Annotated in this window: 12 protein-coding genes; 8 read left to right on the top strand and 4 right to left on the bottom strand. The window is 60.7% G+C overall.

Translation table 11 applies throughout. The annotated features are described in order from the left end of the window. Positions 1–32 precede the first annotated feature (32 nt). Positions 33–1,139, bottom strand: a complete 1,107-nt coding sequence (gene dnaN / locus ABWV89_RS10785) for a DNA polymerase III subunit beta (protein ID WP_353396494.1) — start codon at positions 1,137–1,139, stop codon at positions 33–35. 268 nt (positions 1,140–1,407) lie between these two features. Beyond that, positions 1,408–2,829, bottom strand: a complete 1,422-nt coding sequence (gene dnaA / locus ABWV89_RS10780) for a chromosomal replication initiator protein DnaA (RefSeq protein ID WP_353396493.1) — start codon at positions 2,827–2,829, stop codon at positions 1,408–1,410. A gap of 568 nt (positions 2,830–3,397) precedes the next feature. Here dnaA and rpmH point away from each other — a divergent pair. The 7 genes from rpmH (at position 3,398) to ABWV89_RS10745 (ending at position 9,911) form a co-directional block, all read left to right on the top strand. Continuing rightward, positions 3,398–3,538, top strand: a complete 141-nt coding sequence (gene rpmH, locus ABWV89_RS10775) for a 50S ribosomal protein L34 (protein WP_353396490.1) — start codon at positions 3,398–3,400, stop codon at positions 3,536–3,538. 82 nt (positions 3,539–3,620) lie between these two features. Next, on the top strand, positions 3,621–4,139 hold the full coding sequence (locus ABWV89_RS10770) for a ribonuclease P protein component (protein ID WP_353396489.1): 519 nt from the start codon (positions 3,621–3,623) through the stop codon (positions 4,137–4,139). Then, on the top strand, positions 4,129–4,476 hold the full coding sequence (gene yidD, locus ABWV89_RS10765; RefSeq protein ID WP_353396487.1) for a membrane protein insertion efficiency factor YidD: 348 nt from the start codon (positions 4,129–4,131) through the stop codon (positions 4,474–4,476). The genes ABWV89_RS10770 and yidD overlap by 11 nt, the downstream gene beginning before the upstream one ends. Next, complete coding sequence (yidC, locus tag ABWV89_RS10760) at positions 4,473–6,230, top strand: membrane protein insertase YidC (protein ID WP_353396484.1); 1,758 nt, start codon at positions 4,473–4,475, stop codon at positions 6,228–6,230. Before yidD ends, yidC begins: the two co-directional genes overlap by 4 nt. 841 nt (positions 6,231–7,071) lie before the next feature. Then, a complete protein-coding gene (gene mnmE / locus ABWV89_RS10755; protein ID WP_353396482.1) occupies positions 7,072–8,502 on the top strand; it encodes a tRNA uridine-5-carboxymethylaminomethyl(34) synthesis GTPase MnmE in 1,431 nt (476 codons plus the stop codon). 114 nt (positions 8,503–8,616) lie between these two features. After that, positions 8,617–9,108: a Crp/Fnr family transcriptional regulator gene (locus ABWV89_RS10750; RefSeq protein WP_353396480.1), complete on the top strand. Its 492-nt coding sequence runs from the start codon at positions 8,617–8,619 to the stop codon at positions 9,106–9,108. A gap of 101 nt (positions 9,109–9,209) precedes the next feature. Beyond that, entirely contained in the window at positions 9,210–9,911 is a 702-nt protein-coding gene (locus ABWV89_RS10745; RefSeq protein ID WP_353396477.1) for a hypothetical protein, read from the top strand. A 130-nt stretch (positions 9,912–10,041) separates the two neighbouring features. Here the strand turns inward: ABWV89_RS10745 and ABWV89_RS10740 are convergent, their stop codons facing one another. Next, positions 10,042–10,587: an adenine phosphoribosyltransferase gene (locus ABWV89_RS10740; RefSeq protein WP_353396475.1), complete on the bottom strand. Its 546-nt coding sequence runs from the start codon at positions 10,585–10,587 to the stop codon at positions 10,042–10,044. Between the two features lie 41 nt (positions 10,588–10,628). Then, a complete protein-coding gene (locus tag ABWV89_RS10735) occupies positions 10,629–12,614 on the bottom strand; it encodes a monovalent cation:proton antiporter family protein (RefSeq protein ID WP_353396473.1) in 1,986 nt (661 codons plus the stop codon). A gap of 85 nt (positions 12,615–12,699) precedes the next feature. Here ABWV89_RS10735 and ABWV89_RS10730 point away from each other — a divergent pair, with 85 nt between their 5' ends. Then, a complete protein-coding gene (locus ABWV89_RS10730; protein WP_353396471.1) occupies positions 12,700–13,707 on the top strand; it encodes a KpsF/GutQ family sugar-phosphate isomerase in 1,008 nt (335 codons plus the stop codon). Positions 13,708–13,900: the final 193 nt, after the last annotated feature.

Below are 13,900 nucleotides of genomic sequence, written 5' to 3'. Positions count from 1 at the left end.
CTCTGGGGTGAGGCGTGGCGCTGCAGCGAGCGTCAGATTCGCATCGGCATGACAACGTATTTGAAGGCGTTGTCATCCGGGTTGGTGACCAGCGCAGAGCTGTTGCCGTCCTGCAGTTCGATGCGAACCATTTCCTGGCTCATGTTCTGCAGGGCGTCGATCAGGTAGGTCACGTTGAAGCCGATTTCGATGGCGTCGCCGTCGTAGTCGATGTCCAGCTCGTCCACCGCCTCTTCCTGCTCGGCGTTGCTCGATGCCACGCGCAGCACGCCTGGCTCGACATTGAGGCGAACCCCTTTGAACTTCTCGCTTGTCATGATGGCCGTGCGCTGAAGCGATGCCAGCAGAGGGGCTCGGCCCAGGCTCACGATGTTGGAGTGATTGCGTGGGATCACACGGTTGTAGTCGGGGAACTTGCCCTCGACCAGCTTGGTGACGAACTCCATGCCGTCGAAGCTGAATTTGGCCTGGTTGGACGCAAACTGCAGCTCGATGGCGCCTTCCTTGTCGGAGAGCAGGCGTTGTAGCTCGAGCACCGTCTTGCGCGGCAGGATGACTTCCTGCTTGGGCACTTCGACGTCCAGCTCGGCGCTGGCAAAGGCCAGGCGGTGACCGTCTGTGGCGACCAGCGACAGGCTCTTGCCCTCGGCGACGAACAGGATGCCGTTGAGGTAGTAGCGGATGTCGTGCACCGCCATCGCGAACGAGACCTGGGAGAGCAGGCTCTTGAGGGTCTTCTGGGGCACGCTGAACACCTGGCCGAAGCTCGGTGCTTCCTGCACCAGCGGGAAGTCCTCGGCCGGCAGGCTTTGCAGCGTGAAGCGGCTCTTGCCACCTTTGAGAATGATCTTGCCGCCCGTGTTTTCCAGACTGACCGTCTGGTCGCCTGGCATGGTGCGCAGGATGTCGATCAGTTTGCGCGCACCCAGCGTGGTCGAAAAGCTCGCGTTGTCGCCGTCAAGTTCCGCATTGGTGCGGATCTGGATTTCCAGGTCGCTGGTGGTCAGCTGAACCTGGGAGCCGTTTTTTTGCAGCAGCACATTGGCCAGGATGGGCAGCGTATGGCGCCGCTCCACAATGCCGGCCACCGATTGCAGGGCAGCCAGTACTTTGTCCTGGGTCGATTTGAAAACGATCATGACGGTCAGTCTCTCTTCTCAGTCAATGTCTCAGGGTTGGGCCTTGATGCATCTTTTTCGCGCGCTGAACGCAACGACACAAAATCGGTCTATTTTCGCCTGTTTATGAGGCATTTCGGCCGAACTGCCCCTGTTTTATCGTATGAATTGTCCTCTGTGCCTTTGTGCGCCGCAGCAAACCGACATGGTCCCGGCGTTTGAGTGGTACCGCCGTGGCGCTGGAGGTGGCGCCACAGCTGCCGATCCGGGCTGACGGCGGCCAGGCAGCTCATCCTTTGAGGGTTTGCTCCAGCACGTGCAGTTGCTGATTGAGTTCAGTCATCTGTTGCCGTTCTGCTGCAATCTTGCGAACCGCGTGCAGCACCGTCGTGTGATCGCGCCCACCGAACAGCTCGCCGATCTCCGGCAGGCTTTTCTGCGTGAGCTCCTTGGCCAGGAACATGGCGATCTGGCGCGGACGGGCAATGCTGGCGGGCCGCTTCTTGGAATACATGTCCGCGACCTTGATCTTGTAGTAATCGGCCACGGTCTTCTGGATGTTCTCGACGCTGATCTGGCGGTTCTGGATGGACAGCAGGTCTTTCAGGGCCTCGCGCGCCAGCTGGATGGAGATTTCCTTCTGGTTGAAGCGGCTGTATGCCAGGATCTTGCGCAGCGCGCCTTCGAGTTCACGCACGTTGGAGCGCACGTTCTTGGCCACGAAGAAAGCCACTTCCTCGGGCATGACCGCGTTTTCGGCCGTGGCCTTGTTGATCAGGATCGCCACCCGCATCTCCAGCTCGGGCGGTTCGATGGCCACCGTGAGGCCTGAATCGAAGCGCGAGACCAGGCGCTCATGGATGTCGGCCAGTCCCTTGGGATAGGTGTCGCTGGTCAGGACGATGTGGCTCTTTCGGGCCAGCAAGGCCTCGAAAGCGTTGAAAAACTCTTCCTGGGTCCGCTCCTTGTTGGCGAAGAACTGGACATCGTCGATCAGCAGCAGATCGAGCGAATGGTAGCGCTGCTTGAATTCGTCGAAGGTCTTGCGCTGATAGGACTTGACCACATCCGAAACAAACTGTTCGGCGTGAATGTACAAAACTTTGGCATTGGGCTTGTCGGCCAGCAGCTGGTTGCCGATGGCGTGGACCAGGTGGGTCTTGCCCAGACCGACGCCACCATAGATGAACAGCGGGTTGTACAGCTGTCCCAGGCTGCCGGCCACGTGCATGGCGGCAGCGCGCGCCATGCGGTTGGCCGAGCCCTCGACCAAAGTGGAGAACGTCAGGGCCGGATTGAGACGGCTGCGAGGTGCCGAAGTCACGCCCGCGGCTTCGACCGGCGCCACTTCGGGCAGTTCCGACAGCACTTGATCTTGAACGCTTCGCACAGGTGCAGCACGCCTGACGGGTGCCCCACGCGGAGTGATTGCTAACTCAAGAATGACGGGGGAGCCGTTTTCCTCTTCCAGGAGAGCTGTGATGCGCTGGGCGTACTGGGCCCTGATCCAGTCGAGTTTGAAGCGATTGGCCACCGAAATCGTGACCTTGCTGCTGTCGCTGGCGACTGAGGCAGTGAGGGGGCGAATCCAGGTGTTGAACTGTTGTTCCGGGATTTCCTGGGCCATGCGCTCCACGCAGTTTTGCCACAGGGAATCGGTTGCAGCCCGTGTGACGGTGGCTGCGCTTGCTTGGGCCTGTCCCTCGATCATTTGTGTTCAGCTCGCTGTTTTTCTTGTGGACAAGTTTGTCCAGAGGAGCCCTTCATTGTATGCCCAGCTCGCAGTTATCCACAAGCAGAAAATTCTCCCCAACTCTCCTATTGCGCCCCCGCAAAGAAGGTGATACAGCGAGACTGTCGGCGAAAAACCCGCGTTTCGGGGAGGAAAGGTGCGGGAAAATATGAATACCAAGGGATTAAGACATGCTTGATCACCTTGGCTGCGAATCGCGGCGCAAGCTTCATGCGCTGGCTGATGGCGGCGCGTCTTCCTCAATTGAGGCCGGCAGCACATGGGCGCCCTTGATCCGGCGGGAGAACAAAGCGACTGGCCAGTGGGCGAATATCTGCCATGGCCCGGCGGCACTGGGTCTGAGCGGGTGTCATGAGCTTTGCCTGAGCCTCTGTTAGCTTCAGAAATAGTAGCGTTGGTATGCTCAGTCATCTCTCAGCTGCCAGCCGGCTTGCCTGAAACCCCGATTTCTTGCGATAATTGCGGGTTTCCCTGATTCATTCACAAACCGAAGGAGCCCCGCCCTTGATGGAGTGGGGAGATTGCCATGGCAACGAAACGTACCTACCAACCTTCCAAGACCCGTCGTGCTCGCACCCACGGTTTCCTGGTTCGCATGAAGACCCGCGGTGGTCGCGCCGTGATCAAGGCACGCCGCGCCAAGGGCCGCAAGCGTCTGGCTGTCTGAGCTTTCAGTCCATTCGCCGCCGTGCCGGCCGGGCTGACCACACGCAACCCGTTCTGGACCAGAGTCTCACCGACTTTCTGGTTTGCCTGCGCCGCTCCTGCATTTCTGGGGCGGATGTCTGGTCACCCCCGGCAATCGACGCCTGATGCTGCGCCTTCGCAATCGATCGCAATTCCAGGCCGTCATGGCGAGTGCTCCTGTGGCCAAGACCGAGCATTTCGCACTGCATCGCGCACCGCTGTCCCGGGCCAACGCCCGTTCGCAGGATGGCCGTGCGCTGTTTCCCGTGGTCGATCAGGCCTGGGTGGGCGTTGTGCAGCCCAAACGTTGCGCCAAGCGGGCGGTGACCCGCAACACGCTGCGTAGGCAGATCTACGCCGTGGCGGCCGACCTGGGTGAGAACCTGCCGGCCGATGCGTGGGTGGTCCGCCTCAAGGCGCCTTTCTCCAGGCAGCAGTTCATCAGCTCCACATCGGTGGCGCTCAAGCAAGCCGCTCGTGAAGAACTGGGCCAGCTGTTTTCCCGTGGGCTGGAGCGCTTGCAGCAAAAGGATCAGGCCGGACGAGAAGCGGATACAGGGGGAGCCGCCCATGTGGCGTGAATGGCCCCGCAACGCGCTCATCGGTCTGGTCAAGGCCTATCGACTGGTGCTCAGCCCTTGGCTGGGCAATTCCTGCCGGTTCGAACCCACCTGCTCCGTGTACGCCATCGGCGCCCTTGAGCGCCATGGTGCTGTTCGCGGCACCTACCTGGCGGCGGCTCGCATTGTCCGCTGCCAACCCTGGTGCAAGGGCGGTCATGACCCGGTACCTGAGTCAGCCTCTTCAACTGCAGGCCTGTTCTCTCGCTGGACCCGCGACGCTTCTGCGGTCAGTGGCGGTCCGGTCAGCTCTTCGCACCCTTCCTCAATTTCTGAACAAGGCAAGCTTCCGTCATGAATGACATTCGACGCTCCATCCTGTGGGTGGTGTTCGGTCTCTCGATGATCCTGCTGTGGGACAAATGGCAGGTTCACAACGGTAAACAGGCCACCTTCTTCCCCACGGCCCAGACCGCCGCCCAGTCGGAAGCCAATGCTGCCGCCAACGCACCGACCATCGGTGGTGAAGTGCCAAAAGCTGCCACCTCGTCCGATGTGCCAGTCGCCGCTGCTTCTGCGGGTGCCGCCAATGCCAGCGACGTGCCGGGCACGCCTGCCGTGCCAGTACCAGCCGGAGAGATGGTGGAGATCACCACCGACCTGTACAAGCTCACCTTCAACACCGAAGGCGGCTCACTGGTGGGTGCAGACTTGCTCAAGCATCAGAGGAGTGCAGACAACAGCGCTCCGTTTGAACTGCTGCGCCAAAACGGCGAACACATCTACGTGGCCCAGACCGGTCTGGTGGGTGCCTCAGGTTTGCCGACGCACAAGACGCCCATGCTGATGGTGTCTTCGGAGCGCGCTCTTGCTGATGGGCAGGACGAGTTGAAGGTGGTTTTCGAAACGGTCCAGACCGATGGCGTAAAGCTGGTCAAGACGTATACGCTGCGCCGCGGCCACTACGACATCAAGGTTGACCACAAGGTGATCAATCAGGGGTCTTCTGCTGTGACGCCACAGCTGTATGTCCAGCTGGTGCGTGATGGCAGCGAACCCGAAAGCGATACACCCTTCTACAAGACGTTTACCGGTCCTGCACTCTACTCCGAGGAAGGCAAGTATCAGAAAGTCAGCTTTGAAGACATCCGCGAGAAAGACACCAAGTTTGAAGCCAAGGCCAGCGATGGCTATGTGGCCATGGTCCAGCACTACTTTGCCTCCGCATGGATTCTGGGGCAGGGCGTTTCGCGCGAGCGCTTTGCGCGTCAGATCGGCGGCAACCTCTACTCTGCTGGCGCCTTGACAACGCTCCCGGCGATCGAGCCAGGACAGAGCGAATCCATCTCGGCAACGCTGTTTGTTGGCCCTCAGGAAGAGAAAGTGCTCGAGTCGCTGACTCCAGGCCTGGAGTTGGTCAAGGACTATGGCTGGCTGGCCATGCTGGCCAAGCCGCTGTACTGGCTGCTCGAGAAGGTCCATTCTTTCGTGGGCAACTGGGGCTGGTCGATCGTATTGCTGGTGGTGCTGATCAAGGCGGCGTTCTACTGGCTCAATGCCAATGCGTATCGCAGCATGGCCAAGATGAAGGCCATCAATCCCCGCATTCAGGAAATGCGCGAGCGTCTCAAAGACAAGCCGCAACTGATGCAGCAGGAAATGATGAAGATGTACCGGGACGAGAAGGTCAACCCGCTGGGTGGCTGCCTCCCGATCCTGGTTCAGATGCCCGTGTTCATCGCCCTGTACTGGGTGTTGCTGGCGACGGTGGAAATGCGCAATGCCCCATGGATTGGCTGGGTGACGGACCTGTCCACTCCTGATGCACTGTTTGGCGTGATCCCGGGCATCAACCTGCCCATTGGTCCGCTGCCCATCGTCATGGCCCTGACGACCGTGTTCCAGACGGCGCTCAACCCGCTGCCACCTGACCCACTGCAGGCCAAGATGATGTGGCTGATGCCCATCATGTTCTCGGTGATGTTCTTCTTCTTCCCGTCCGGCCTGGTGCTGTACTGGATCACGAACAACGTGCTGACCATTGCGCAGCAGGCTTTCATCAATCACAAGATGGGTGTTCCGGTGAAGTTCAATTTGCCGAAGTTCAGCTGACGATCAGCCTGGTCATTCCATCTTTTTCCTTGGGGCTGCGCCGCTGGGGAAGGTAGGTGTGATGGATTGATGATTTGAGAGAGGCCACCTCGTAATGGGGTGGCTTTTCTTTTCTTGTCATGTGGCGTATGAGGAATACGGGGGGGTGCTTTGCCTGCGGCGCGGGGCGTTCTTCCCTCAAGCTTTTCTTCTTTCTCTCGTTTCTTCTTTTCCCCCCTATCCCCCCAGCCCCCTTTCCACCCCGCCGGGCGGAAAGGGGGAGCTCTCATTTGGCTTCTGGTCTCCGACTGGGCTTCTACGGCTCGATGCGTCGCCACCGTGGTTTGGGGTACATGGACTTCGCTGAGGCTGTCGTAGGAACCTCGGCGTTGGCCTTCGCTCCCACGGCGCCCAGCTGACTTTGCCGCTTCGCGGCTTGTCAGTTGGGCGCTTGTCTCGCGCACACAATGCCGCTGAGTTCAGCGTGCCTCGCTTGCAGCCGGTCAACAAGCCGCGCAGCGGCAAGGTTGGCAGGCTGCCGTGGGCGCACCATGAGCAGGCGAGGTTCCTACGACAGCGGTGGAGAAACCGTAGTGAGCCAGGAGCAGTGGCAACCTCCCGCCAGTAGCCGCCCGTCCAGAAACCAGAAGCCGAATGTTTAAAGGCTCCCCTTTCCGCCCCGGCGGGGGTGGAAAGGGGCGGGGGGGATAGGGGGGGATGAAGAAAATTTCGAAAAACAAGATGCCTGCTGGAAGCTGCGAGCCTCACCAAGGCAAAGGCTTTGCGCATTGGAGTTCGATGTACCCAAGGGATAATCCCTCCAACCCCTTTCTGTGGAACAGAAAAAAAGAAAGCCCTTCAAATGCTCGCCGCCTCCAAAGACCCCATCGTCGCGATCGCCACCGCCCCTGGCAGGGGCGCCGTCGGCATCGTGCGGGTCTCAGGCAAAGGCTTGGCGCCTTACGTCAAGGGTTTGCTGGGCAGAGAGCTCAAACCCAGGGAGGCCACCTATCTGCCCTTCCCCGATGCGTCGGGGCAAGCCATCGACCATGGGCTGGCGATCTGGTTTCCGGGGCCGCACTCCTATACGGGTGAGGATGTCCTGGAACTGCAGGGCCATGGCGGGCCGGTGGTGATGCAATTGTTGCTCGCGCGCTGTCTGGAAGCCGCTGGCAAAGCGGGTGGCCATGGTTTGGTGGGTCTGCGGCCCGCGCGCCCGGGTGAGTTCACCGAGCGGGCGTTCCTCAATGACAAGCTCGATCTGGCACAGGCAGAAGCTGTGGCGGATTTGATCGATGCCAGCACGGAAGCGGCAGCGCGCAGTGCGGGCCGATCGTTGTCAGGTGATTTTTCTCGCCTGGTCAATGCCTTGCTGGAAGACCTGGTGCGTTTGCGCATGCTGGTGGAGGCCACGCTGGACTTCCCGGAAGAGGAAATCGATTTTCTGCAAAAGGCCGATGCGCAAGGCCAGTTGCAAAGCCTCATGGCGCGCGTGGAAGAAGTGCAGGGCCAGGCCCGTCAGGGCGCGTTGCTGCGCGATGGACTGCAAGTGGTGATCGCCGGGCAGCCCAACGCGGGCAAGAGCTCGCTGCTCAACGCTCTGGCCGGCGCCGAGCTGGCCATTGTCACGCCAGTGGCGGGCACGACACGCGACGTGGTGCAGCAAACCATTCAGATCGAGGGTGTGCCGTTGCATGTGATCGACACTGCGGGTTTGCGTGAATCCCCCGATGTGGATGAGGTGGAGAAAATCGGTATCGAGCGAGCCTGGCAACGTATTGCCAAGGCCGACGCCGTGTTGTTCGTTCACGACATCACTCGTGCCGATGATGTGGCGTATCGGGCCGCTGACGCTGCGATTGCTGAAGCGCTGCCTGCGGGTGTGCCAGTATTGTCGATCTGGAACAAGTGGGATCGGCTGGCAGATGGTGCTCCACCGGATTTGGCGGCAGTGAATGCCAGCGCCAAGGCGGGTGGGGATGAGGTTCTTCAGCTGTCAGCGAAAACAGGCGATGGCCTGGCAGCGCTGCGCGAGCGGCTCTTGTCGCTGGCGGGCTGGCAGCCCGGATCAGAAGGCTTGTTCATGGCCAGGGAGCGACATTTGACCGCCCTGGCCAGGGTCAGGGAGCATTTGGCGTTGGCAGATGAGTGGCTTAAAGCCCAGGCGGAGCACCTGGACCTGCTGGCGGAGGAGTTGCGACAAGCTCAACAGGCCTTGGGTGAAATCACGGGTGAATTCACGGCCGACGATCTGTTGGGTGAGATCTTTCAACGTTTTTGCATCGGTAAGTAGCAGTTTCGAGACCGCTGGCCATTCAAAACCTACCGCTTGGATTTAGTAGGTTAGTAAATGTTACTAGCACCTTGCGAAGCCTGACGCGGGCCGGTTATCGTGGTGAAAAGTCACATGGAAACACCAAAGAACAATCCGGTACGTTTTGATATCAAGCTGCTCGCTGAGGCTGTTCAGGCCTCGGAGGCAGTTGATGCGCTGGAGTTGCGCCTGCCGGTCTTGCAGTGGGAAGTCATTGCCAGTTACATGCAGCCGGCGATGGTGCGCAGGGGGCAGCTGCTGATCGAGCAAGGCGTCGCGGACCGAACCGTCTACTTTTTGCAGTCAGGTTTGCTGACCGTGCACTTTGAAGACAGCAAGGACCGCATTCGAATCGCCCAGATCAAGCCGGGTTCGATTGTGGGTGAAGGAGCGTTTTTCAGCCATCTGGAGCGCAGCGCCAGCGTCAATGCGACAGAAGAGAGCATTGTCTGGAGTCTGACGCCGTTGCGATTTCGCGAACTGGCAGCTCGTCAGCCAGGCGTGGCCGTTGACCTGATCACTGCGATGGCCGGCGTGCTGGCCAAGCGCATGTACAACAAACCCAAGCGGGTGGCAGTGACATGAAGAAGAAGAGAGATGAACGTCAGGGAGATCGCAGAACAAGCCGGGAATTGAACCGGTAATCCAAGGACCGCCCCAGGCGGGCTCGCATCAAACTGAATCACATGTCCATGTTTAACTGGCTCCAGACCAAACCCGACAGCGGCGGCAAGAAGAAAAAGAAGGGTGGCCTTCGCAATGCCTTCCGCGAAACAACGCTGCCGCTGATTTCCCCGCGTCGCGGGCGGCGGCTGCTGCGCCGTGAGCAGTTGTTTTCCGTGGTGAGGGAGTCCCTGATCCGTGGAGGCGTGCTCTCGACCAGCTACGAATTCAAGGTGCTGGCGCTCGACTCCAATGGCGACAGCTTTCTGGTTCTGGTCGATCTGGCGCTGCCTGCGCAAACGATGCCAGACGAGTACCTGCTCGAGATTGAGCGATGGATCCAGATTGCTGCACAGTCCCGTCACAGCATGAAAGTGCGCTCGGTTTACTGGCGCCGTAAACTCGAAGAGGACCAGCAAGGCGTTGCCCTGCGGGCGGCGATCGCGGCGCAACAGCGACGTGGCTCCGCCAGCGATGAGAAGTCCGAGAACCCGACAGCCATTCCTGTTCCGCCCAAGAGCAAGCCCAGGCAGGCAGCGGAGCCAGTGCGCACGGATGAAGTGCAGGCGTTTCGAAAGGCGCTTGACGGCGGGCAGCCACTGCCTGACCGCATGAACCCCAAACAGGGTCAGCCAGGGCGTCTGCCTCCCCAGGAAGAGCACGAGCCAGAATCGGTCAGCGCGTTTGACGAGTTGAGCGAGACCCAGTACGGCAAGCTCGAATAATTGGCGGGCTGCAAAGGCTCTGCCCGGCAAACATACAGATGACCAAACAGACAAAAGGCGCCTCAGGGCGCCTTTTGTCGTGTTGGGTTTTTGGTCATTGAACAAGCAGCTGCGGCAGACCGCCAGCCGCTCAGGTGCCCTCGAAATCCACCAGCGTGAACAAAGGCAAACCGCTCTCGCGCAGACGGGCCGAACCCTTGAGTTCGGGCAGATCCACGATGGCAGCGCCTTCCGTCACGATGGCCCCCAGTTTCTCCAGCAGGCGACGGCCAGCCATCATGGTGCCACCGGTGGCAATGAGGTCGTCGATCAGCAACACGCGATCACCTTGTGCAACCGCGTCGGTGTGCAGCTCGACGGTGGCGCTGCCGTATTCCAGCTCGTAGGTTTCCTCAACGGTGGTGAAAGGCAGCTTGCCTTTCTTCCGGATGGGAATAAACCCGAGCCCCAGCTCATAGGCCACCACTGAGCCGATGATGAAGCCTCTGGCATCAAGCCCTGCGACGATGTCCGGCCTCAGTTCGGGGTCCATGTAGCGGTGCACGAACGCGTCGATGAGCACGCGAAAGACCTTGGGGTCCTGAAGCAGGGGCGTGATGTCACGGAACTGCACGCCCGGTGCCGGCCAGTCGGGCACGGTGCGGATGTGTGACTTGAGGTAGGCCGATGTATCCATTCGCCCATTATCACGCGAAGACGTGGCGGCCACGTCTTCGCTTAGCGGGATGTCAGCTTCGCCTCGGCCTGAGCCAGCGACTCGGGCTTGCCACTGATCACCAGCGTGTCACCACCTTCGATCAGTGTCTCGTCTGTGAAGGCTTCGGCCCGACCGGAGGCGCGGCGAAGATTGACCAGCAGCACGCCCATGGGCTCGAGGTGAAGCTCTCCGACTGCCTCCCCCACGCACCCTCCGCCAGGGGGCACGGTCACCGATGAAAGACGTTCGTGGCCCATTTCGTCTGCGAGGGAGTCATCGGAGCCATGGAAATAGCCGCGCAGCAAGCTGTACCGGGCACTGCGCTGCTCCTGCACAACGCGGATCACGCGGCGCATCGGCACGCCAACGAGGGCCAGCGCATGAGAGGCAAGCATCAGGCTGGCTTCGATGGCCTCGGGCACGACTTCGGTGGCGCCGGCCACACGCAGCTTCTCCAGGTCCAGGTCGTCGATGGTGCGGACCACCACGGGGACGGTGGGCGCATGCTCTGTCGTGTGGTGCAACACTTTGATCGCGCTGGCGGTCTCGATGTAAGTCACCACGACCGCACTGGCCCGGTGCAGACCGGCGGCCATGAGTGCCTGCAGTCGCGCTGCATCGCCGAAGACGACGGAATGGCCGGCCGCCGCTGCCTGGCGAACCCGGTCCGGGTCCAGGTCAAGTGCCATGTAGGGAATGCCTTCAGCTTCCAGCAGGCGTGCCAGGTTCTGGCCGCATCGTCCGTATCCGCAAATGATCACGTGCTTGTCAGCATTGATGGCCGTGCGGGCAATGCTGGTCATTTGCACCGATTGCATCAGCCAGTCGCTGCCAACCACTCGTGTGACGATGTCGTTGGTGAACATGATGATGAACGGCGTGGCCAGCATGGAAATCACCATGGACGCCAGGATGGGGTTGAACAACTGCGGCGGGACCAGGTCGTGCTGGCTGGCCAGTGTCAGCAGCACCAGGCCGAATTCGCCGGCCTGACAGAGGTAGAGGCCGGTGCGCAGGGCCACACCCATGGGGGCGCCAAATGATCGGGTCAGGCCGGTGATGAGTGCCAGCTTGAAACCGACCGACAAGGTAAAGAGCAGCAGCACCAGCGGCCAGCGCTCGAGCACGAGGCGCCAGTCCAGCGCCATGCCGATGGTGATGAAAAACAGTCCGAGCAACACATCGTGGAAAGGCCGGATGTCGGTCTCCACCTGGTGTTTGAACTCCGTCTCGGAAATCAGCATGCCGGCGATGAACGCACCCAGCGCCAGCGACAGGCCGGCGTGCTCGGTCAGCCAGGCCAGGCCCAGTGTGATGAGCAGCAGGTTGAGCATGAACAGTTCTTCGCTCTTGCGACGGGCCACCATCGTGAGCCACCAGCGCATGAGCTTTTGACCACCGGTGAGCAAGATACCGAGCACAACCACCGCCTTAACCAGGGCCAGACCAAGCTCCTTGAACAGGTCTTCCGGGCTGGAGCCAAGCGCAGGGATGAGGACCAGCAAGGGCACCACGGCCAGGTCCTGGAACAGCAATATGCCCATGACCCGTTTGCCGTGTTCTGACTCGAGCTCCAGGCGCTCGGCCACCAGCTTGATCACGATCGCCGTGCTGCTCATCGCCATGACGCCACCGAGCGCCACGGCGATCTGCCAGGAGGTCTTCCACCATTCGGGCATGAGCCAGCCCAGGGCCAGCGATGCCATGGTGGTGATGATGACCGTCAGTGTCACTTGTGACAGGCCGAGCCCGAACACGTGAAACCGCATGGCCCTGAGCTTGGGCAGGCTGAACTCCAGGCCGATCACGAACATCAGGAACACCACGCCGAATTCGGCCAGGTAGCGCACACCGCTCGAGTCCTGAGCAAGTGCAAGTGCATTCGGGCCGATGACCACGCCGACGACCAGATAGCCGAGCATGGGCGGCAGCCGCATCATGCGGAAGCCCACCACGCCCAGCACGGCGGCCAGCAGGTACAGCAAGGTGATGTCCAGAGAATTCATGCCTCGATGTTATCCGGGCTGGGGCTTGTTTTCTGCTGCCGCAACGCAAAACCGCAGAAGTTCGGGGGCGGGCGATAATTGCAGGATGTCTCAGACCCCGATCTCCACGCCGCTGGACGGCGAACAAATACTGGCCCTGGCCCGTGAAGCGTTGTCCATTGAAACGGATGCTGTGACTGCCATGGCTGCCCGTCTGGACGATCGATTCGTCCAGGCGGTGCAGCTGATGCTGCAATGCCATGGCCGGGTGGTCGTGACCGGCATGGGAAAGAGTGGTCACATTGGCCGAAAGATAGCGGCAACCCTGGCTTCCACCGGTACCCCGGCCATGTTTGTTCACCCGGCGGAGGCCAGCCACGGCGACCTGGGCATGATCACGCCAGTCGACCTGGTTCTGGCGATCAGCAACAGTGGCGAAAGCGATGAGCTCTCGGCCATCCTGCCCATGATCAAACGCATGGGGGTCAAGCTGATTGGTTTCACCGGCCGAGAAGAATCGACGCTCGGACGCCATGCGGATCTGGTTCTGGATACCTCGGTGGCCAAGGAGGCTTGCCCGAACAACCTCGCACCTACCGCGAGCACAACCGTGCAAATGGCACTTGGGGATGCGTTGGCGGTGGCGCTGCTCGATGTGCGCGGCTTCAAGGCACATGACTTTGCCCGCTCTCATCCAGGTGGGTCGCTCGGGCGAAAGCTGCTGACGCACGTGGAAGACGTGATGCGCAGTGGCGCAGACGTGCCTCAGGTACCGGCCGACGCCGACCTGATGACGGTCATGCGCGAGATCAGTGCCAAGGGCCTGGGCATGAGCGCCGTGGTGGATGCCCAGGGCTGTGTGGTCGGCATCTTCACGGACGGCGACCTGCGGCGACTGATCGAAGGCAGCGGCAGCAGTGTGGATCTGCGAGCGCTCAAGGCGGGCGAGATCATGCACAAAGAACCACGCCGGATCAGTCCCGAAGCGCTGGCCGTGGAAGCGGCAGACCTGATGGAAGCCAATCGCATCACCAGCGTGCTGGTGGTGGATGAGAGTGGAAGGCTTTGTGGGGCGCTCAATAGCAATGATTTGATGAGGGCGAAGGTGATTTGACGGGGGCTTTCCCCCCGTTGGCCCCTGTTGGAAATCAATGCCAATCTGACGGTTACGCCGCGCTTTCCTCTTTCAAGTTTCCTTTCTTTCGTTTCTTTTTTTCTTTCCCCCCCTATCCCCCCAGCCCCCTTTCCACCCCGCCGGGGCGGTGATGGGAAGCACCCCCGCCGCGCTTTGCGCGACCCCCTCAAGG

The sequence above is a fragment of the Hydrogenophaga sp. 5NK40-0174 genome, assembly GCF_040372165.1.
In the GTDB taxonomy this organism is placed as follows: domain Bacteria; phylum Pseudomonadota; class Gammaproteobacteria; order Burkholderiales; family Burkholderiaceae_C; genus Hydrogenophaga.
This window is presented reverse-complemented; position numbering and strand designations above follow the sequence as displayed.